This is a genomic window from Saccharothrix ecbatanensis, assembly GCF_014205015.1.
Lineage (GTDB): Bacteria > Actinomycetota > Actinomycetes > Mycobacteriales > Pseudonocardiaceae > Actinosynnema > Actinosynnema ecbatanense.
Genome location: NZ_JACHMO010000001.1, coordinates 5,914,369 through 5,934,384, shown reverse-complemented (window position 1 = coordinate 5,934,384; position 20,016 = coordinate 5,914,369). Strand labels below are relative to the sequence as shown.

The 20,016-nt window shown below is 69.9% G+C and carries 24 protein-coding genes; 22 read left to right on the top strand and 2 right to left on the bottom strand.

Annotated elements, in window-relative coordinates:
• Nucleotides 1-6: 6 nt before the first annotated feature.
• The 16 genes from F4560_RS25140 to F4560_RS25065 all read left to right on the top strand — a co-directional run bounded on the left by F4560_RS25140 (nt 7) and on the right by F4560_RS25065 (nt 12,775).
• Nucleotides 7-789: a CPBP family intramembrane glutamic endopeptidase gene (locus F4560_RS25140; RefSeq protein ID WP_184923798.1), complete on the top strand. Its 783-nt coding sequence runs from the start codon at nt 7-9 to the stop codon at nt 787-789.
• Complete coding sequence (locus F4560_RS25135; protein ID WP_184923796.1) at nt 786-1,541, top strand: LamB/YcsF family protein; 756 nt, start codon at nt 786-788, stop codon at nt 1,539-1,541. Before F4560_RS25140 ends, F4560_RS25135 begins: the two co-directional genes overlap by 4 nt.
• A gap of 153 nt (nt 1,542-1,694) precedes the next feature.
• Nucleotides 1,695-2,207: a 30S ribosomal protein S16 gene (gene rpsP, locus F4560_RS25130; protein ID WP_184923794.1), complete on the top strand. Its 513-nt coding sequence runs from the start codon at nt 1,695-1,697 to the stop codon at nt 2,205-2,207.
• A complete protein-coding gene (locus F4560_RS25125) occupies nt 2,204-2,443 on the top strand; it encodes an RNA-binding protein (protein WP_015104447.1) in 240 nt (79 codons plus the stop codon). The genes rpsP and F4560_RS25125 overlap by 4 nt, the downstream gene beginning before the upstream one ends.
• Nucleotides 2,444-2,450: 7 nt before the next feature.
• Complete coding sequence (gene rimM / locus F4560_RS25120) at nt 2,451-2,969, top strand: ribosome maturation factor RimM (protein WP_184923793.1); 519 nt, start codon at nt 2,451-2,453, stop codon at nt 2,967-2,969.
• Nucleotides 2,959-3,693: a tRNA (guanosine(37)-N1)-methyltransferase TrmD gene (trmD, locus tag F4560_RS25115; protein WP_184923791.1), complete on the top strand. Its 735-nt coding sequence runs from the start codon at nt 2,959-2,961 to the stop codon at nt 3,691-3,693. The genes rimM and trmD overlap by 11 nt, the downstream gene beginning before the upstream one ends.
• Before the next feature lie 179 nt (nt 3,694-3,872).
• On the top strand, nt 3,873-4,232 hold the full coding sequence (rplS, locus tag F4560_RS25110) for a 50S ribosomal protein L19 (RefSeq protein WP_033437630.1): 360 nt from the start codon (nt 3,873-3,875) through the stop codon (nt 4,230-4,232).
• Between the two features lie 34 nt (nt 4,233-4,266).
• Complete coding sequence (gene lepB, locus F4560_RS25105; protein ID WP_184923789.1) at nt 4,267-5,181, top strand: signal peptidase I; 915 nt, start codon at nt 4,267-4,269, stop codon at nt 5,179-5,181.
• 4 nt (nt 5,182-5,185) lie between these two features.
• Complete coding sequence (gene lepB, locus F4560_RS25100; protein ID WP_184923787.1) at nt 5,186-6,088, top strand: signal peptidase I; 903 nt, start codon at nt 5,186-5,188, stop codon at nt 6,086-6,088.
• Nucleotides 6,089-6,097: 9 nt separating this feature from the next.
• A complete protein-coding gene (locus tag F4560_RS25095) occupies nt 6,098-6,892 on the top strand; it encodes a ribonuclease HII (RefSeq protein WP_184923785.1) in 795 nt (264 codons plus the stop codon).
• The gene (locus F4560_RS25090; protein ID WP_015104440.1) at nt 6,892-7,215 is read left to right on the top strand and encodes a DUF2469 domain-containing protein; all 324 of its coding nucleotides are present in this window, start codon (nt 6,892-6,894) and stop codon (nt 7,213-7,215) included. Before F4560_RS25095 ends, F4560_RS25090 begins: the two co-directional genes overlap by 1 nt.
• A gap of 339 nt (nt 7,216-7,554) precedes the next feature.
• Nucleotides 7,555-7,908: a YraN family protein gene (locus tag F4560_RS25085; protein ID WP_184923783.1), complete on the top strand. Its 354-nt coding sequence runs from the start codon at nt 7,555-7,557 to the stop codon at nt 7,906-7,908.
• On the top strand, nt 7,908-9,419 hold the full coding sequence (locus F4560_RS25080) for a YifB family Mg chelatase-like AAA ATPase (protein ID WP_184923781.1): 1,512 nt from the start codon (nt 7,908-7,910) through the stop codon (nt 9,417-9,419). The genes F4560_RS25085 and F4560_RS25080 overlap by 1 nt, the downstream gene beginning before the upstream one ends.
• Nucleotides 9,416-10,564, top strand: a complete 1,149-nt coding sequence (gene dprA / locus F4560_RS25075; RefSeq protein WP_184923778.1) for a DNA-processing protein DprA — start codon at nt 9,416-9,418, stop codon at nt 10,562-10,564. The genes F4560_RS25080 and dprA overlap by 4 nt, the downstream gene beginning before the upstream one ends.
• A 32-nt stretch (nt 10,565-10,596) precedes the next feature.
• The gene (locus tag F4560_RS25070; protein WP_184923776.1) at nt 10,597-11,574 is read left to right on the top strand and encodes a tyrosine recombinase XerC; all 978 of its coding nucleotides are present in this window, start codon (nt 10,597-10,599) and stop codon (nt 11,572-11,574) included.
• A 385-nt stretch (nt 11,575-11,959) separates the two neighbouring features.
• Nucleotides 11,960-12,775 carry a FliA/WhiG family RNA polymerase sigma factor gene (locus F4560_RS25065; RefSeq protein ID WP_184929377.1) on the top strand — a complete coding sequence of 272 codons (816 nt, stop codon included), beginning with the start codon at nt 11,960-11,962 and terminating at the stop codon, nt 12,773-12,775.
• Nucleotides 12,776-13,120: 345 nt separating this feature from the next.
• Here F4560_RS25065 and F4560_RS25060 read toward each other — a convergent pair whose 3' ends face one another.
• Nucleotides 13,121-13,633 (bottom strand): M23 family metallopeptidase, encoded by a 513-nt coding sequence (locus F4560_RS25060; protein ID WP_312869469.1) that lies wholly within the window; start codon nt 13,631-13,633, stop codon nt 13,121-13,123.
• Between the two features lie 491 nt (nt 13,634-14,124).
• Here F4560_RS25060 and rpsB point away from each other — a divergent pair, with 491 nt between their 5' ends.
• From rpsB to F4560_RS25035, 5 genes are all read left to right on the top strand, one after another.
• A complete protein-coding gene (gene rpsB / locus F4560_RS25055) occupies nt 14,125-15,012 on the top strand; it encodes a 30S ribosomal protein S2 (protein WP_184923775.1) in 888 nt (295 codons plus the stop codon).
• A gap of 145 nt (nt 15,013-15,157) precedes the next feature.
• Nucleotides 15,158-15,973, top strand: a complete 816-nt coding sequence (gene tsf, locus F4560_RS25050) for a translation elongation factor Ts (protein WP_184923773.1) — start codon at nt 15,158-15,160, stop codon at nt 15,971-15,973.
• A 139-nt stretch (nt 15,974-16,112) separates the two neighbouring features.
• On the top strand, nt 16,113-16,823 hold the full coding sequence (gene pyrH, locus F4560_RS25045) for a UMP kinase (RefSeq protein ID WP_221484624.1): 711 nt from the start codon (nt 16,113-16,115) through the stop codon (nt 16,821-16,823).
• Nucleotides 16,824-16,869: 46 nt separating this feature from the next.
• Nucleotides 16,870-17,427 (top strand): ribosome recycling factor, encoded by a 558-nt coding sequence (gene frr, locus F4560_RS25040; RefSeq protein WP_184923769.1) that lies wholly within the window; start codon nt 16,870-16,872, stop codon nt 17,425-17,427.
• A gap of 84 nt (nt 17,428-17,511) precedes the next feature.
• Nucleotides 17,512-18,357 carry a phosphatidate cytidylyltransferase gene (locus F4560_RS25035; protein ID WP_184923767.1) on the top strand — a complete coding sequence of 282 codons (846 nt, stop codon included), beginning with the start codon at nt 17,512-17,514 and terminating at the stop codon, nt 18,355-18,357.
• Nucleotides 18,358-18,373: 16 nt separating this feature from the next.
• On the opposite strand, the gene F4560_RS25030 is transcribed toward F4560_RS25035, so the two are convergent.
• The gene (locus tag F4560_RS25030; protein ID WP_184923764.1) at nt 18,374-19,189 is read right to left on the bottom strand and encodes a VOC family protein; all 816 of its coding nucleotides are present in this window, start codon (nt 19,187-19,189) and stop codon (nt 18,374-18,376) included.
• Between the two features lie 57 nt (nt 19,190-19,246).
• Here F4560_RS25030 and F4560_RS25025 point away from each other — a divergent pair, with 57 nt between their 5' ends.
• Nucleotides 19,247-19,993: a class I SAM-dependent methyltransferase gene (locus F4560_RS25025; protein WP_184923762.1), complete on the top strand. Its 747-nt coding sequence runs from the start codon at nt 19,247-19,249 to the stop codon at nt 19,991-19,993.
• Nucleotides 19,994-20,016 lie beyond the last annotated feature (23 nt).

The window sequence follows — 20,016 nt, the reverse complement described above, 5'->3', positions numbered from 1 at the left end:
GGGTGGATGGCTGTGACACCATCGGATGAACCTCCGACAGGCCTGATCGCCAGTGTCCGCGCGGTCGGGCGTGAGCCGGAACCGGCGCGTGCCGGCCAGCGCTGGGGCTTCGGCGCGTTCCTGCTCGTCGAGGCCATATTCGTGCTGAGTGCGGTTTTCATCACGGCGGTGGCTCGAACCTCGGGCACGGACCTCGCCCGTTCCGTCACGTTCATCCTGATCGGCTCGATGGTGCCGACGGTGCTGGCCGCAGGCGTCGCGGTCGCGATCACCTACCTGCGCGGCAACGGCCCGTTCCACGACCTGCGGCTGGCCTGGGACTGGGCGGACGTGAAGGTCGGCCTCAAGCTCGGCGCGCTCGGCCTGGTGCTGACGTACGTGGCCGCGGTGATCTGGTCGAAGGCGGTCGGCGACAAGAACGCCACCTCCGCCATCGGTGAGCTGGTGGACGGCGCGGGCCTGCCCCTCAGCGCCGCCATCGTGATGTTCCTCTACGTGTGCTTCCTGGGCCCGGTCTGCGAGGAGGTCGTCTACCGCGGCCTGCTGTGGGGCGCGATCGAACGGCAGCGCTGGAGCCGGTGGGCGGCGTTCGTGCTCACCACGGTCATCTTCGCGGCCAGCCACCTCGAACCGCTCCGGACGTCGCTGCTGATCGTGATCGCCCTGCCGATCGGCATCGCCCGCCTGATCACCCGCAGGCTCACCGCGAGCGTGGTGGCGCACGTGATCAACAACTTCCTGCCCGGCCTGACCCTGCTCCTCGTCTCGATCGGGGTGATGCCCGCGTGATCGACCTCAACAGCGACCTCGGTGAGGGCTTCGGCATCTGGCGCCTGGGTGACGACGACGCCCTGCTGGACGTCGTGACCAGCGCGAACGTGGCCTGCGGCTTCCACGCCGGCGACCCGTCGACCATGCGGCGGGTCTGCCGCCAGGCCGCGAGCACGGGCGTGGCCGTGGGCGCCCAGGTCTCCTACCGCGACCTGGCCGGCTTCGGCCGCCGTTTCATCGACGCCGACCCGGCCGAACTGGCCGACGAAGTCCTGTACCAAATCGGCGCCCTGGACGCGTGCGCCAAAGCCGCCGGGATCAAGGTCGAGTACGTGAAACCGCACGGCGCGCTCTACAACGCCACGGTCCACCACGACGCACAGGCGAAGGCCGTGGTGGACGGCGTCAAGGCGTTCGGCGACCTGCCCGTCCTCGGCCTGCCCGGGTCCCGCCTCCTGCACCACGCCGAACGGGCCGGGCTGCGTCCGGTCCGGGAGGCGTTCGCCGACCGCGCGTACACGCCGGAGGCCACGCTGGTGCCGCGCACCCAGCCGAACGCCGTCCTGACCAGCACGGACGCCGTCGTGGCCCAGGTCTTGAGGCTCGCGCGGGACGGTGAGCTGGTGGCGGCCGACGGCACCGTTCTGAAGACGGAAGTCGACTCCATCTGCCTCCACGGCGACACCCCGGGAGCCGTCGAACACGCCCGAAAAGTCCGCGAGGCACTGGAGCGCGCGGGCATCCCCGTGGCCCGATTCGTGCCGCGGTAGAAGTGTCTGGCAGAATGGTCGGTTGTTCGCCGAGGTCGGTCCCTCTCACCGTGCCGTGGCGCCCCAGACACTGGGCTTTCACCACCCGTGCCCCACTCGGGTGAGGACTGCCCGCACCTGAGCACATCGAGAGCACGAGGAGCACCCACACCCGTGGCCGTCAAGATCAAGCTTCAGCGGCTTGGCAAGATCCGTCAGCCGTACTACCGGATCGTCGTCGCCGATGCCCGCGTCCGCCGCAGCGGCAAGGCCATCGAGACGATCGGCAAGTACCACCCCAAGGAAGAGCCGTCGTTCATCGCGGTGGACAGCGACCGCGCGCAGTACTGGCTGGGTGTCGGCGCGCAGCCGACCGAGTCCGTGCAGCGGCTGCTGGAGATCACCGGTGACTGGCAGAAGTTCAAGGGCCTGCCGGGCGCCGAGGGCACGCTGAGGGTCAAGGAGCCGAAGACGAGCAAGGCGGAGCTGTTCGCCGCCGCGCTGGCCGCCGCCGGCGACGCCCCGTCGACCGACGCGACGACTCCGAAGAAGAAGTCGCCGAAGCGGGACGAAGCGAAGAAGGACGAAGCGAAGAAGGACGAAGCCAAGAAGGTCGACGCCGAGAAGGTCGACGCCGAGAAGGTTGACGCCGAGCCCACCGCCGAGGCAGCCAAGGACGAGGCGTGAGCTTGTTGGCTGACGCTCTCGAACACCTCGTTCGAGGCATCGTCGACCACCCGGACGACGTCCGGGTGAACCTGGTCACGACCCGACGCGGTCGCACGCTGGAGGTGCACGTCCACCCGGACGACCTCGGCAAGGTGATCGGCCGCAGCGGCCGCACCGCGACCGCCCTGCGCACCGTGATGGCCGGTATCGGTGGTCGTGGCGTGCGCGTCGACGTGGTCGACACCGATCGCTGACGCGCACATGGACGTCGTCGTCGGCCGAGTGGCCAAGGCGCACGGGATCAGCGGCGAGCTTGCCGTCGACGTGCGCACGGATTCACCCGAGACCAGGTTCGCCCTGGGTTCGGTGCTGACCGCCAAACTGCGTGACGGCACATCCCGCAACCTCACCGTCGCAGCCGCCCGGAACCACTCCGGGCGGCTGCTGGTGCGTTTCGAGGAAGTGCTGACCCGCGACGTGGCGGAGACGCTGCGCGGCACGGTGCTGCTGGGCCGCACCGAGGACCTGCCGCCGACTGAAGACCCGGACGAGTTCTACGACCACGAGCTCGAAGGGCTGTCGGTCGAGCTGCTCGACGGCACCCGGATCGGCGCCGTGCTGGAGATCGCGCACGGGCTGGGCGGCGAGCTGCTGGTCGTCAAGCGCGAGAACGGCGACCAGACGCTGGTGCCGTTCGTGCGCGAGATCGTGCCGACCGTGGACATCGCCGGCAAGCGCGTGGTGATCGACCCGCCCGAGGGCCTCCTCGATGCGGATTGACGTCGTCACGATCTTCCCGGAGTACCTGGACCCGCTGCGCGCCGCGCTGCTCGGCAAGGCCATCGACAAGGGCCTGATCAGCGTCGGCGTGCACGACCTGCGGGACTGGACGCACGACGTGCACAAGGCCGTCGACGACAGCCCGTACGGCGGCGGGCCGGGCATGGTGATGAAGCCCCAGGTCTGGGGTGACGCGCTGGACCAGGTCTGCACCCCGGCGACCCGCCTCGTCGTGCCCACGCCCGCCGGTCGACCGTTCACCCAGAAGCTGGCGCACGAGTACGCCGCCGAGGAGCACCTGGTGTTCGCCTGCGGCCGGTACGAGGGCATCGACCAGCGGGTGGTGGACGACGCCGCCCGCCGGATGCCCGTGGACGAGGTCTCCATCGGCGACTACGTCCTCGTGGGCGGCGAGGTTGCCGTGCTGGTCATGGTCGAGGCGGTCGTCCGGCTGCTGCCGGGCGTGCTGGGCAACCCCAAGTCGGCCGCCGAGGACTCGTTCTCCGACGGCCTGCTGGAGGGCCCCAGCTACACCCGTCCCGAGGTGTGGCGCGACCTCGCCGTGCCGGAGGTCCTGCGTTCGGGCAACCACAAGGCGATCGACCGCTGGCGGCGTGACCAGTCGCTGCGCCGCACCCGCGAACGCCGTCCCGAACTGCTCGACGCCCTGCCCGAGGGCGCGCTCGACAAGCACGACCGCAAGCTGTTGGACGAGCTGGGCTGACGGCTGGGCCGGGGGCGATTTCGTGCCGCCGACCCTCGTCTGGCACACTGGACAGGTTGCTGCACCCGGTTCAACTCATCCGGCGTGCGCTAGGCCCGCCCCCGTGCGCGTGTGTAACTTGAGATAGTCCGCGCCCTGGGGGAGTACGCAATACACGTGAGGACGAGGACGGACCACCGATGAACACCCTGGACGCTCTTGACGCCCAGTCGCTGCGCTCCGACATTCCCAGCTTCCGGCCGGGCGACACGCTGAAGGTCCACGTCCGCGTCATCGAGGGCTCCCGCGAGCGGGTCCAGGTGTTCCAGGGCGTCGTGATCCGCCGCCAGGGTGGCGGCATCCGTGAGACCTTCACCGTTCGCAAGGTCTCGTTCGGTGTCGGCGTCGAGCGCACCTTCCCGGTGCACTCCCCGAACATCGCCGAGATCGAGGTCGCGACCCGCGGCGCCGTCCGCCGGGCGAAGCTGTACTACCTCCGCGACCTGCGCGGCAAGGCCGCCAAGATCAAGGAAAAGCGCGAGGCACGACCGGCCTCCTGACGCCGGGCACACGCGGAAGCAGTAGCCTGCCCACGTGGCAGATCCCGTGCACCGCTCCGCTGATGAAGACGGTCAGGATCCCGCAGCCGAGTCCACTTCGGACCCGGCTGCGGGTGGCAAGACCAAGAAGGACAAGAAGAAGCCCCCGCTCTGGCGCGAACTGCTCGTGCTCGGCGCGACGGCCCTCGTCCTGACGATCCTGATCCAGACGTTCCTCGCGCGGGTGTACGTGATCCCGTCGCAGTCGATGGAGGAGACCCTCCACGGCTGCCCCGGCTGCAACAACGACCGGGTGCTGGTCGACAAGCTGGTCTACGACTTCGCCGAGATCGAACCGGGCGAGGTCGTGGTGTTCCGCGGCCCCGACACGTGGGGCAACAACGACTTCGAATCCGGTCGCTCCGACAACCCGATCGTGGCGGGCATCCAGTCGGTGGCCTCGCTGATCGGCCTCGCGCCGCCGGACGAGCGCGACTTCGTCAAGCGGGTCATCGCGGTCGGCGGGCAGACCGTCGAGTGCTGCGACGAGCAGCACCGGGTGAAGGTCGACGGCAAGCCGCTGGACGAGCCGTACGTCTACTGGCAGCCCGGCACGTCCCCGGAGAACCACGACCCGTTCGAGCCGGTCAAGGTGCCGGAAGGCCACCTCTGGGTGATGGGTGACAACCGCACGAACTCCACCGACTCGCGCAAGCAGGGCGGCGGCGGCGTGGCGGGCACCGTGCCGGAGGACAACGTCATCGGCAAGGCCCGGGTGATCGTGCTGCCGCCGTCCCGTTGGCAGGGCATCGGCGACCACAACGCGCAGGCCGTCGCGATCGGCGCGCCCGCGTGGCAGGCAGGTGTCCCGGCGGGCGCCGGACTGGCCGCGGCGTGGCCCGTGCTGTTCTTCGGGCGGAAGCTCCGCAGCCGGTTGACCAGGGCCTCACAGGCCTCGTCGGTACGCTGACCGGGTGGTAGACGTCGCACCGTCCCGGGGCTCCTCCGACGAGGGAGACCCGGAGCACGAGGACAAGGTCGAGCAGTGGCGTGCCCGCTCGCGCGAAAAGGCCAAGCGCAAGGGGTCGTTCTGGAAGGAACTGCCGATCCTGATCGGTGTCGCGGTGCTGCTCGCGGTCCTGATCCAGACGTTCCTGGCGAAGGTCTACATGATCCCGTCGGAGTCGATGGAGCAGACGCTGCACGGCTGCTCGAACGGCTGCTTCGGGGACCGGGTGCTGGTCGACAAGCTGACCTACGACTTCTCCGAGCCCGAGCCGGGCGACGTGGTCGTCTTCCACGGCCCGGACACCTGGATCAACCAGGACTTCGTGGCCGCCGAGCCGACCAACCCGGTCACGCGGGGGCTCCAGGGCCTCGGTTCGCTGCTGGGGTTCCCCTCGGCGAACGAGGAGGACTTCGTCAAGCGGATCGTCGCGGTGGGCGGGCAGACCGTGAAGTGCTGCGACGACCGCAACCGGGTGATGGTCGACGGGAAGCCGCTGGACGAGCCGTACGTGTACTGGGCGCCGGGGCGCAGCACCGTGCAGGAGTCGTTCGCCGACCTGAAGGTGCCCGAGGGCTACCTGTTCGTGCTGGGTGACAACCGGAACGACTCGTGCGACTCGCGGTGCCAGGGCGACGGTCGCGAGGGTGGTCTGGTGCCGGTGGACAACGTGGTGGGCAAGGCGCGGACGATCGTGCTGCCGCCGTCCCGTTGGCAGGGCATCGGCGACCACGACCCGCAGGCCGTGGCCATCGGGGCGCCCGCGTGGCAGGACGCGCTGCCGGCCGGCGCCGGGCTCGCGGCGGCGTGGCCGGTGCTGCTGCTGGGCAAGCGGGCGAGGGCGCGTTTTCGGAGCGCACGGCTGAGATAGGGTCCAGGGGTGATCCGCAAGCCGCCTCGTGTCCAGGTTCGGCAGACCGCGGGCATCTGGGCGTTCGAAGCCGCGTTGGCCCGTCGCGGTTTCGGTCCGGTGGCTGGTGTGGACGAGGCCGGTCGCGGCGCCTGCGCGGGGCCGCTGGTCGTGGCGTCGTGCGTGCTCAAGCCGGGTGACGCGGCCAAGTTCGACGGGCTCACCGACTCGAAGCTGCTCACCGCCGCCGCTCGGGACCGGATGTTCGACGTGGTGCTCAAGCGCGCGCTCGACTACGCGGTGATCGTGATCCCGGCCGCCGAGGTGGACCTGCTCGGCGTGCACGTGGCGAACATCGAGGGCATGCGGCGTGCTGTCGCTCAATTGGGTGTACATCCCGGGTACGTCTTGACCGACGGTTTCCCGGTTCCCGGCCTCACCGCGCCGAACATGCCGGTGGTCAAGGGCGACCGGGTGGCGGCGTGCGTCGCGGCGGCATCCGTGCTGGCCAAGGTCACGCGGGACCGGATCATGACCGCGTTGCACGAGGAGCTGCCCGTCTACGGTTTCGACGAGCACAAGGGCTACAGCACCCCCGAGCACGCTGCGGCGCTGGCCGAACACGGCCCGAGTGCGCAACACCGCTGGTCGTATGCGAACGTGTCGGCCGCGGCGCTCCGGCACGGACTGGAATCGCCGCACCCGGTGGCGCGCGGCGTGGTTGCCGCCGCCGTGGTCCAGAATGGGCCAACCCCGCAGACCAGCGGTGGCAGGCTCGCGACGAGGAGGGGCGCGGATTCGATGATTACCCGCGCGGAGGCGTAATGAGTGCAGAGGATCTCGAGAAGTACGAGACCGAGATGGAGTTGTCGCTGTACAAGGAGTACCGCGACATCGTCAGCCAGTTCTCGTTCGTCGTGGAGACCGAGCGGCGGTTCTACCTGGCCAACTCGGTGGACGTGCAGGTCCGCAACGCGGACGGCGAGGTCTACTTCGAGGTGCGGATGTCCGACGCGTGGGTGTGGGACATGTACCGCCCCGCCCGGTTCGTGAAGAACGTCCGGGTGATCACCTTCAAGGACGTCAACGTCGAGGAGCTGGACAAGCCCGACCTCAGGTTGCCCGAGGACGGTCCGTTCAACTCCTGATACCCGCTGAATACCCGCTGAGTCGCAGGGGCCTGCCCACTGGGTAGGCCCCTTTGCGTCTTTCCGGCCCATATCCGCCGGGCCCCACACCTCCTGGCCGGCCTCACACCTAGCCCGCCCGATACCCCAACTGGCCCACACCTAACCGGCCTGATACCCCAGCTGGCCCCACACCTAACCGGCCCCCTCTCCACCACCCGGCCCATACCACTCGGCGTCGACAATTCGCCCGGCTCTGTCCACAGGCAGCCGAGTTGTCCACAGTCGGCCGGTTGCCCGTGGCCGGCCCCGCACCACCCCGGCAAGGTCGGATCAAGACCGATTCCGGAGGAGTGGGGCATGAACACGGCGACCGATCTGGGCAAGCGCGGCGAGGACGCGGCGTGCCGTTATCTGGAGCACCAGGGCCTGTCGATCCTGGCCCGCAACTGGCGGTGCGAAGAGGGCGAGCTGGACGTCGTGGCGACGGACGGCACACGCCTGGTGGTGGTCGAGGTGAAATGCCGCTCGGGAACCACCAGGGGCACAGCCCTGGAAGCCGTGACGCCGGACAAACTCGACCGGGTGCGCAAATCGGCGCTGCGCTGGCTGAGCGCCCACCGGGTCGGCCGGGTGGACATCCGCTACGACGTCATCGCGATCGAATGGCCGCCCGACGGCAAAGTCCGCCTGCACCACCTGCGAGGTGTGTGATGGCACTGGCGCGAACGTGGTCGGTGGCGTTGTTCGGCGTGGACGGCGTGCCGGTGGAGATCGAGGCCGACGTGGGTGTCGGGACCGTGAAAACGCAACTCCTGGGCCTACCCGACGCAGCCCTGCACGAGTCGAAGGACCGGGTGAAGGCCGCGGTCAGGAACAGCGGCCACGACTGGCCGTCCCAACGCGTGACCCTCGGCCTGTCCCCGGCCACGCTGCCGAAGAACGGCTCCGGGTACGACCTGGCCATCGCCTGCGTGGTCCTGGCCGCGGCCCAGGTGATCCCGGGCGACCGCTTGGCGGACACCGTTCTCCTGGGCGAACTGGCGTTGGACGGCAGGGTGCGCACCATCAGGGGCGTCCTGCCGGCCCTGATGGCGGCGAGGCGAGCGGGGCTGACCCAGGCGATCGTCCCGGTCGCCGCACTCCACGAAGCAGCTCTCGTGGAAGGTCTGACCGTCTACGGCGCCGCCACTTTGACCGACGTCCTGGAGTGGCTCAACGGCCAGGAGACCCTCCACCACACCGCTCCGCCGACCATCGCCCCGCCGCCGGACGGCCCGGACCTGGCCGATGTCGTGGGGCAGCCGGAAGCGAGGTGGGCGCTGGAAGTAGCCGCTGCCGGAGGTCACCACATCCTCCTCACCGGGCCGCCGGGCACCGGCAAGACGATGCTGGCCCAACGCCTGGCCGGCCTCCTCCCGCCGCTGTCCATGGAGGAGGCGCTGGGAGTCACGGCCGTGCACTCCATCGCCGGCCTGCTGACACCGGAGGCGCCACTGGTGTCCGCCCCGCCGTTCGTGTCGCTGCACCACTCGACGTCGATCGTCGCGCTGGTCGGTGGCGGTGCCGGCTTGGCCAAGCCGGGCGCGATGAGCCGTGCCCACCGAGGGGTGCTGTTCCTGGACGAGGCGCGCGAGTTCGGGCTCGGGAAGCTGGAGGCCCTGCGCACGGCGTTGGAGGAAGGCGAGGTCCGCCTGGCCAGGCGTGACGGCATCACCCGCTACCCGGCCCGGTTCCAGCTGGTGATGGCCACCAACCCGTGCCCGTGCGCGCCGCCGAAGGACATCGACTGCATCTGCCTCCCGGCGGCCAGGAGGCGGTACGAGACGAAGCTGTCCGGCCCTTTGCTCGACCGGGTCGACCTGAGGGTGGTGATGCGCCCGCTGACCGCGATGAGCCGCGAATTCGTCGCCGACCCCGAGCCCACCGCGACCGTCCGCGAACGGGTGCACAAGGCCAGGACCAGGGCAACGGAACGCTGGGCCGAGCACGGCTGGTTCACCAACGCCGAAGTGCCCGGCCCGATGTTGAGGACGGAGTTCGCCCTTCCCCGCGAGACGACGTCGGCGGTCGATCGTGCGCTCGCCAAGGGAGCACTGACCGGCCGTGGGGCCGACCGATGTTTGCGGGTCGCTTGGACCTTGGCCGACTTGGCGGAAGTCGACCAGCCCACCGCGGACCACGTGGCTGCCGCGCTGGAGTTCCGTGAGCGGAGGATGTCGTGAGCACCGACGAGATCCGGCTCGCCCGCGCCTACCTTTCACGGGTCGCCGAGCCGCCTGCCGTGGCGTTGGCCGGGTTCATCGCCGAAGTGGGGCCGGTGCGGGCAGCGGAGTTGGTCCGGTCCGGCGAGGTTCCCGTGGCGGTCGACAGCGAGACGTCGGCGCGGCGGGCCGTTGACCAGGCTGAGCGGGACCTGGAGGTCGCGGCCAAGGTCGGCGGGCGGTTGTTGGTTCCCGAGGATGACGAGTGGCCCCGGTGGCCTTTCAACGCGTTGACCATTGCCGCGGCGAACGGGTTGCGGTGCGGGCTGGAGCCGTTGGCGTTGTGGGTGCGGGGTGAATTCAGCCTCGCGTCGCTCACCGAACGGGCGGTCGCGGTGGTGGGTAGTCGGGCCTCTTCCGGCTACGGGCAGCACGTCGCCGGTGAATTCGGGTACGGGTTGGCCGAGGCCGGTGTCACGGTGGTGTCCGGCGCCGCTTACGGCATCGACGGCGCCGCGCATCGGGGTGCCCTCACAGCCGGCGGGTTGACGATCGCCGTTCTCGCGTGCGGGGTCGACGTCGCCTATCCCGCTGGTCACCGGGCCTTGCTGGAACGCATTCCCAGCCAGGGTCTGCTGGTCAGCGAGTACCCGCCTACGCATACGCCGGCCCGGCACCGGTTCCTCACCCGGAATCGACTCATCGCGGCACTGGCGGAGGGGACGGTCGTGGTCGAAGCGGGTCAGCGGAGCGGGGCCAAGAACACGGCGGCGTCGACGGCGGCGCTCGGCCGGGTGCTGATGGCGGTGCCCGGGCCGATCACCTCGTCCAGTTCGTCGGGCTGCCACGAGTTGCTGCGGTCGGGGAGCGCGTTGCCGGTCACCAGCGTCGCCGAGATCATCGAGTCGACCGGGCGGCTCGGCGTCGACCTCGTCGAGGCGAACCGGAAGCTCGACACCGGGCCGCCGCAGGGTGACGCGATGCGGGTCTTCGAAGCCTTGGGTCTCATGTCCGGGCACAGTCCGGACATGATCTCCGTGGAGTCCGGTGTCGAACTGCCGCGGGTGCGCGCTTTGCTGCCACAACTGGAACTGGCCGGTCTCGCCGAACGGGTCGAAACAGGTTGGAAGCGCTCCCAGAATGAGAGTTGGCGTGGCGATACTTGACCAAGGGCGCTTGAGGGCGCAGCGTCAGGGGTATGTCCCCGCCGCCGCCCGCTCGGACACGTCGTGTCGATCTTGTCCGCCTGCGCCGTGGGCTGCCCGGAGACGTGACGACAGCCCTTGACCGGTACGAACGCCACCTCGCCATGGAGCGCGGGCTGTCCCCGCACACGGTTCGCGCGTACCTCGGCGATGTGGTCGCGTTGTTGGTCCACTTAGCCGGCGGGTCGCCCGAGCACGCCACCGTGGAAGCGATCGACCTGCCCGGCTTGCGGTCCTGGCTGGCTTCCCAGCATTCCGCCGGTTCGAGCCGGACGACGATGGCCCGGCGCGCTGCCGCAGCCCGCACTTTCACCGCGTGGGCTGCCCGGAACGGCCTGCTAGCCACCGATCCGGGGCCGCGCCTCGCCGCACCCAGGCCCCACCGGACCCTTCCCGTGGTGTTGCGGCCGGACCAGGCCGGCGCGGCGATGGCCGCCGCCGAATTGGGTGCGGAACAGGGCGATCCGGTTGCGCTCCGTGACCAAGCCGTGGTGGAGTTGCTGTATGCGACAGGCGTCCGGGTCGCCGAGTTGTGCGGTCTCGACCTCGACGACGTGGACTACTCCCAAAGGGTGATTCGGGTTCTGGGCAAGGGGAGGCGCGAACGCACCGTGCCGTTCGGCGTTCCGGCCGAACGCGCTGTACGGCGCTGGATGGAACACGGCCGATCAACGCTGGTCAACGACCGTTCACAACGCGCACTGCTGATCGGTGCGCGAGGCGGCCGGCTCGACCCGCGTACCGCCAGGCGGATTGTCCACGATGTAGTGGGCGGGGTGCCGGGAACGGTCGACACCGGCCCCCACGGCCTACGCCACTCCGCGGCCACGCACCTGTTGGAAGGGGGAGCGGACCTGCGCACCGTCCAAGAGCTTCTTGGTCACGCTACGCTCGCAACGACTCAGCTCTACACACACGTCACCGTCGAACGGCTGAAGGCGATCCATGACCGAACCCACCCCCGCTCCTGACGTCGCAGGGGGAGGTTCGCGGACCGCAACCGTGACCTCTCCCTCCGCCGCGCACGTCGGGACCTCGTCGGCGGCGCGCACCCCGGCTGGGACGAACGGTCACCGCGTCGACGGCGAGCACCTGCGCGGTGAAGCCCCACGAGCCGAACCTCGGAACGGCGCGGCCCGACCCGACGAGCCCTTCCGCCCCTCCGGCGGCGCAGCCCTGCCTGACGAACGCCCGCCCGGTGACGCGCTCCCCGGTGACGCCCTGCCCGGTGATCCCCTGCCCGGTGATCCCATGCCCGACCCCGACCCCGACCCCGCCTCTGCCTCCGACCCCGACCCCCTCGCTGCTGACATCGCTGCCGACCTACCCCGCAACGGGCACGCCGTGGCAGCGGTCGTGGGGAGGCCGGCCCACGGGGCATCCGAGCGCACCGCGGATGACGTGGAAGCCGGGATCATCGCGCTCTGGCACACCTACGGCCAGTCGCGACAGCAAGCTCTCCGGGACCGGCTCGTGCTCCACTACGCGCCGCTGGTGAAGTACGTCGCGGGCCGAGTCGGCACCGGCCTGCCCGCGCACGTCGACGTGGGCGACCTGATCCAGTCCGGCATCTTCGGCCTGGTCGACGCGATCGAGAAGTTCGAGCCCGAGCGGGGCCTGAAGTTCGAGACCTACGCGATGCAGCGCATCCGCGGCGCGATCCTCGACGACCTCCGCTCGCAGGACTGGGTGCCCCGCTCGGTCCGCAGCCGGGCCCGCGACGTCGAGCGCGCCCTTGAACGCCTAGGCGCACGGTTCCAACGCACCCCGACCGACCGCGAGCTCGCCGCCGAGCTGAAGATCGGCCTTGGTGAACTGCGGGAGCTCTACGCGCAGCTCCAGCTGACCAGCGTCGTGGCACTGGACGAGCTGATCGCGGCGGGCCGGAGTACCGGTGGTGCGGGTTCGTCCCTGGCCGAGTCCTTGCCGGACGAGGGCGCGGAGGACCCGATCGCGACCCTGGTCGACCTGGACAGTCGCCGCCAGCTCGCCGACGCGATCGCGCAGCTCGCCGAACGGGACCGGGTCGTGGTCACGCTGTACTACTTCGAGAACCTGACGTTGGCCGAGATCGGCAAGGTCCTAGGCGTGACCGAATCCCGAGTCTGCCAGCTACACACTCGCGCGGTGTTGCGCCTGCGCACCAAGCTGAACGAACAGCTGGAGGCCTAGCCACCGGACCGCTCACGCGACTGGTCGCTCAGCGAATCGGTCTGCTCAGCGGCCGGCGATCAGGCGGCGGCTCCACCTTCGACGGGACAAGCGAGCCGAGAGCGGGCCAAGCGGTCAAGTGGGGTTCCGAGGTCGGTGGCCGGGTGGTTCGGGCGGCCCAGGCGATCGGGTGGTCGAGCGACCAAGTGCGTTGGGCTGGGCGGGTCAACGGTCGGGCAGTTGGCGCGCTGGCGATCGAGAGGTCGGGCGGCTAGGTGGTCGGGCGGCGAGGCGATTGGGCGGGCCGCTCGGTCCGGCAGCCGGGTGGGTTGGGCAGCCGGCGGTTAGTGGGCCGGACGAGGCCAGCTAGCGGGCGGGTCGGGGGCCGGGTCGGTTTTGAGGGCCGGCGGCTAGCGACTGGCCGGGGCAAGTGGGTTGGCAGCCAGGGGTTAGTGGGCGGGGCGAGGTCAGCGAGCGGGTGGGTTGAGGGCCGGGTGGGGTGGTGGCCGCGCTTGGCAGCAGGCGGACCGGGCCGGGGGATAGGAGGCGCAACGGGTCCAGGTAGGTGCGCCTGGGCACTACGCGTAGTGCGCCCCAGTGGAGGCAGGCTTCTGTCGGGCAGCCCTCGTGACCCGCGCGCAGTGTGCCGATCCGGTCACCCCGGCGCACCGGCTGACCTCTCCGCACGCTGACCTCCACCGGCTCGTACGTCGTCCGCAGGCCGCCCGCGTGCAACAGCGAGATCACCGGCCGGTCCGCCACCGGGCCCGCGTGCAGCACCACCGCGTCACCCGCGGCGAGGACTGCGGCGCCCGGGGGTGCGGCCAGGTCCACTCCTCGGTGCCCGGCGGCGTACTCGGTCGCCGGGGCCTCGAACACGCGGACCACCTCGCGCGGTGGCGCGAGGGGCCAGGTGAAGCGTGGTGGACGGGAGGCCCGCGCGGACGCCGTCAGGGGCGCCAGGGGTACCGTCAGGAAAGCTGTCAAGGCCAGGACCAGCAGTGTTCGCATCGTGGGAGTCATGGGTCCAGCGTTCCGGCGCGGACCGGGGGCTACCAGTGGCTTCTCCGGAACTGTGGACAACCTCGGGGCCTGTGGACAACTCGGGGCCGGTTCGTTGTTCTCCCCCTGACCGGCGTACACTCGGTCCGCGGCCCGTGTAAGTGCGGGACGACTTCGCGTGCCAATGCAGACCCGACCCGTTCCCACGGCCGAGTCACGGCGTCCGGCGGTCCTGAGGTGAAAACCCTCCGGTTCGGACGACGGCAAGGGCACCAGGGCGGCGGTCCGACCCGGCCCGCCGCGACGAACCGGAACGCGTGCCGGCCTCGAAGCCCGGCGCGCCTGATCGAAGAGGTGCGAACCCGGCCATGGCCGTCGTCACCATGAAGCAGCTGCTCGACAGCGGCGTGCACTTCGGGCACCAGACCCGCCGCTGGAACCCGAAGATGAAGCGCTACATCTTCACCGAGCGCAATGGCATCTACATCATCGACCTCCAGCAGACGCTGACCTACATCGACCGGGCTTACGAGTTCGTTCGGGAAACGGTCGCGCACGGCGGTTCGATCCTGTTCATCGGCACGAAGAAGCAGGCGCAGGAGGCCATCGCCAACGAGGCCCTCCGCGTCGGCATGCCCTTCGTGAACCAGCGTTGGCTGGGCGGCATGCTCACCAACTTCTCCACGGTCCACAAGCGCCTCCAGCGGCTCAAGGAACTTGAGTCGATGGAGCAGACCGGCGGTTTCCAGGGTTTCACCAAGAAGGAAATCCTGATGATGAACCGTGAGAAGGACAAGCTGGAGCGCACGCTCGGCGGTATCCGCGACATGTCCAAGGTGCCCAGCGCCGTGTGGATCGTGGACACCAAGAAGGAGCACATCGCCGTCGGCGAGGCGCGCAAGCTGAACATCCCGATCGTGGCGATCCTCGACACGAACTGCGACCCGGACGAGGTCGACTACCCGATTCCGGGTAACGACGACGCGATCCGGTCCGCCGCGCTGCTGACCAAGGTGGTGGCCGAGGCCGCCGCCGCCGGTCTGATGGCGCGCTCCGGCGCCCGCACCAAGGCCGCCGAGGGCGAGGACAAGCCCGAGCCCGGCCAGGACGAGCCGCTGGCCGAGTGGGAGCAGGAGCTGCTGGTGGGCGCGGACGTGCCCGCTGCTGCCGCTGCCGCCGCTCCCGAGGAGCCTGCTGCCGAGGAGCCTGCTGCCGAGGCGCCCGCCGCCGAGAGCAGCGAGCCCGCGCAGTCCTGATCCACCGCGCGCCGCGCCCACCCGTGAACGGTGGGCGCGGCGCGCGCACAGCACCACCCCAGCGCCAAGCCACGTCGGCGAGCCGACTGACAGATTCAGCGGCGAAGTCGACGATCAGACCGCAGAAGGAACGGGAAATCGCACGATGGCGAACTACACCGCCGCTGACGTGAAGCGCCTCCGCGAGCTGACCGCCGCAGGCATGATGGACTGCAAGAAGGCGCTTGAGGAGACCGACGGCGACTTCGACAAGGCGATCGAGATCCTGCGGATCAAGGGTGCGAAGGACGTCGGCAAGCGCGCCGAGCGCACGACCTCCAACGGCCTCGTCGTGGCCGAGGACGGCGTGATGATCGAGCTGCGCTGCGAGACGGACTTCGTCGCGAAGAACGACGACTTCCAGGAGCTGGCCTCCCGGATCGTCGCCGTCGCCAAGGCCACGCGCCCGGCCGACGTCGACGTCCTGAAGGCCGCGGAGCTCGACGGCAAGAGCATCGAAGCGGTCGTGCAGGAGTTCTCCGCGAAGATCGGCGAGAAGCTGGAGCTGGCCAAGGTCGCCGTTTTCGACGGCACCGTGACCACCTACCTGCACCGCCGCGCCGCGGACCTGCCGCCGGCCGTCGGCGTGATGGTCGAGTACTCCGGCGACAACGAGGACGCCGCCCGCGGCACCGCGATGCAGATCGCCGCGATGCGCCCGCGCTTCCTCACCCGGGACGAGGTCCCCGCGGACATCGTGGCCAACGAGCGCCACATCGCCGAGGAGACCGCTCGCGAGGAGGGCAAGCCGGAAGCGGCGCTGTCCAAGATCGTCGAGGGTCGGGTGAACGGCTTCTTCAAGGAAGTCGTGCTCTTGGAGCAGTCATCCGTGACGGAGTCCAAGAAGACCGTCAAGGCCGTGCTGGACGAGGCCGGGGTCACCGTGACCCGCTTCGCCCGGTTCGAGGTCGGCCAGGCCTGATTCGCGTGAGGGCGGGGTTGCGCGCAGACGTCGCGACCCCGCCCTTGCCGTGTCCAGAGGAGGACCTGTGAGCGCAGAGGTAGACACCGCGAAAGCGGATCACGCCGACGACCAGCCCGTACACGGCTACCGCCGGGTGATGCTCAAGCTGGGCGGCGAGATGTTCGGCGGCGGCGGTGTCGGCGTCGACCCCGACGTCGTGCAGACAGTGTCGCGCCAGATCGCCGCGGTCGTCCGGAGCGGGGTGCAGGTCGCGGTCGTCATCGGCGGCGGCAACTTCTTCCGCGGCGCCGAGTTGCAGCAGCGCGGCATGGACCGCAGCCGCGCCGACTACATGGGCATGCTCGGCACCGTGATGAACTGCCTCGCCCTTCAGGACTTCCTGGAACGCGAGCACGGCATCGAGACCCGCGTGCAGACGGCCATCACGATGGGCCAGATCGCCGAGTCCTACATCCCCCGCCGGGCCATGCGACACCTTGACAAGGGGCGCGTGGTGATCTTCGGCGGCGGCGCCGGAATGCCGTACTTCTCCACGGACACCACGGCCGCGCAGCGCGCGCTGGAGATCGGTTGTGAGGTCGTCCTGATGGCCAAGGCCGTTGACGGCGTCTACACCGCCGACCCGAAGACCGACCCGGACGCGCTGATGTTCGACAACATCACCCACCGGGAAGTGCTGGAACGCGGACTGAACGTCGCCGACGCGACCGCGTTCAGCCTGTGCATGGACAACAACATGCCGATCATGGTCTTCAACCTGCTCACCGAGGGCAACATCGCCCGCGCCGTCCGTGGTGAGAAGATCGGCACACTGGTGAGCACCCCCGGTGGTCGCCCGTCCTTCTAGACCTGCTGGGATTCGAGCCGAACTGCGCACACCAAGGGAGTCAGTCGTGATTGACGAGACCCTCCTCGACGCCGAGGAGAAGATGGAAAAAGCGGTGTCAGTGGCGAAGGAGGACCTGGCCGCGGTGCGCACCGGCCGTGCCAACCCCTCGATGTTCTCCCGCATCGTGGTCGAGTACTACGGTTCGCCGACCCCGTTGAACCAGCTCGCCAGCGTCGCCATCCCGGAGGCGCGCATGGCGGTGATCAAGCCCTACGACGCCACCCAGCTGAACGCGGTCGAGAAGGCCATCCGCGACTCGGACCTGGGCGTGAACCCGAGCAACGACGGCTCGATCATCCGCGTGGTGATCCCGCAGCTGTCCGAGGAACGTCGGCGCGAGATGGTGAAGGTCGCCAAGAGCAAGGGCGAGGACGCCAAGGTGTCCATCCGCAACATCCGCCGCAAGGCCAAGGAAGAGCTGGACCGCCTGGTCAAGGACGGCGAGGTCGGCGAGGACGACGGCTCCCGCGCCGAGAAGGAGCTGGAGAACGTCACCCACCGGTACGTCGCCCAGATCGACGACCTGGTCAAGCACAAGGAAGCCGAGCTGCTTGAGGTCTAGGTCGGTCACGTCGGTTCGGCGGGTCCGGGTCACCGGCCGCGCGCATTGCTTGGCCGGTCGGCGGCCGTGATAGGAGCACACCAGGTGTCAGGCGGCGGTGACCAGGACGCGCCGGAGAAGAGCGTGTCACGCGCGGGGCGCAACCTGCCCGCGGCCATCGCCGTGGGTCTCGGCATGGGCGCCGTCATCCTTGTCGCGCTGTTGACGGTGCGCGAGTTGTTCGTCGGCGTCGTCGCCGCCGCGGTGGCCGTGTCCATGTACGAGCTGACGGGCGCGCTCAAGCGCAGCGCGGGCATCCGGGTGGCGATGGTGCCCGTGCTGCTGGGCGGGCAGGCCGTGGTGTGGCTGGCCTGGCCGTTCGGGCGCGACGGGGTGCTGAGCGCGTTCGTGCTGACCATCCTGGTGTGCCTGATCTGGCGGCTCAAGGACGGCTCGAACGGCTACCTGCGGGACGTCACCGCGTCCATCTTCACGGTCGCGTACGTGGCCGTGTTCGCGGCGTTCGCGGTCATGCTGGTCGTGCCCGACGACGGCGTGTTCCGCGTCCTGGCGTTCCTGATCGGCGTCGTGCTGTCCGACACCGGCGGGTACGCGGCCGGTGTGCTCTTCGGCAAGCACCCGATGGCCCCCACCATCAGCCCGAAGAAGTCCTGGGAGGGTTTCGCGGGCTCGATGGTGGCGGGCATGGGCGGTGGCGCGATCACCGTCGGCGTGATGCTGGACGGCCAGTGGTGGCAGGGCGTGCTGTTCGGCGCGGCGCTGGTGGTCACCGCGACGACCGGCGACCTGGTCGAGTCGCTGATCAAGCGCGATCTCAAGATCAAGGACATGGGCACGCTGCTGCCCGGCCACGGCGGGCTGATGGACCGGATGGACTCGCTGCTGCCGTCGGCCGTGGTGGCCTGGCTGCTGCTGTACGTGTTCGTCTAGCCGCTTCGTCCAGCCGCTAGTCGTCGTACGGGTCGTCTACGCGTGAGCCGGTGTCGTCGTCGGACAGCGGTGTGGTGCGGGATGGGTCGATCACCGAGAACACCGCGCCCGTGTGGTCGGCGACGACCGTGATCCGGCCGAACGGCGTGTCGTACGGCTCCACGGTGACGCGTCCGCCCAGTTCGAGCACCCGGGACGCGGCCGAGTCCGTGCCGATCTCCGGCGCGGCGGTGAAGTACACCATCCAGTGCGGCGGGGTGCCCGGCGCGAACGCACGGCCCATCCGCTGCCGGCCGAGCACGGTGTGGCCGTGCAGTGCCCAGATCGTGTAGTCGACTGCCTTGCCGTCACCGATCTGGGTGATTTCGTAGCCGCACAGCTCGCCGAAGAACTCGTCCGCCCCGTGCCCGTCACGGGTGTTCAGCTCGGCCCACGCGTACGCGCCGTGCCCGACGGTGCCGAACACCCAGTCGGCCGGCACGTGCCGGAAGCCGACCACCGCCCCGGTCGGGTCGGCGAGCAGCGTGACCAGGTCGGACGGTTCGCCGAGCACCGTGCCGCCCAACGCGTGCGCCTTGTCGGCGGTGGCACGGGCGTGCGGCGTGTTCAGGTACAGCGTCCACGCGCTCGGCTGGTCGGCGGCGACGAGTTCGGCCACCGGCAGCCCGTCGACCAGCGCGACCGTGCGGCCCTGGACGTCGGAGAAGTACCAGCCGAAGAGACCGGCGTAGAAGTCGACCGTGGCCTGGAGGTCGCTGGTGGCGATGTCCACCCAGCACGGCGCGCCGTAGTGCAGTTCGGCCAACGCGGGAGAATTCGGGACGATCGACACCGTGTACCTCCTGCAAGCCGCTCCTATTCGATCACGCTACGGCTCTACAGTCGTCGCGTGAAGGGATTCGTCCGCGCCGCGTTGGCCGCCATCCGGCCGGTCGACGTGCTGCCGAGCCCGAACATCTGGCACTGGCCGGAGATCTACGAGATCGAGAACCGGGCGCAGGACGCCGACGGCGCCATCTGGAGCGCGCTGCGCGAGGAGTGCGACTGGGCCGGGCGTGACGTGGTGGACGTCGGCTGTGGCGACGGGTTCCACCTGCCCGAGTTCGCCCGGACGGCGCGTTCGGTGACGGGTGTCGAGCCGCACCCGCCGTTGGTGCGGCGTGCTCGTGGGCGGGTGGCGGACCTGCCGAACGCGGAGGCGGTGGCTGGGCCGGCGCAACGCCTTCCGCTGGGCGACGCGAGTGCGGACCTGGTGCACGCGCGCACGGCGTACTTCTTCGGCCCGGGGTGTGAGCCGGGCATGCGTGAGGCGGACCGGGTGCTGCGTCCGGGCGGCACGCTGGCGATCGTGGACCTCGACGGGTTCGCGGAGCCGTACGGGCCGTGGTTGTGCGCCGACGAGCCCCGCTACAACCCCGTGGCCGTGGAGGGCTTCTTCACCGCCGAGGGGTTCTCGATGCGTCGCGTGCGCGCGCTCTGGCGGTTCGACCGCCGCGAGGACCTGGAAGCCGTGTTGCGCATCGAGTTCTCGAAAGCGGTCGCGGAGAAGGCCATCGCGTGCACGCCCGGCCTGTCGTTCGAGGTCGGCTACCGCGTGCACGTGAGACGCAAGCCGGCCGGGATTGTGCTGCCGTGAAAGCGCTCGCCTAGGATTCGGCA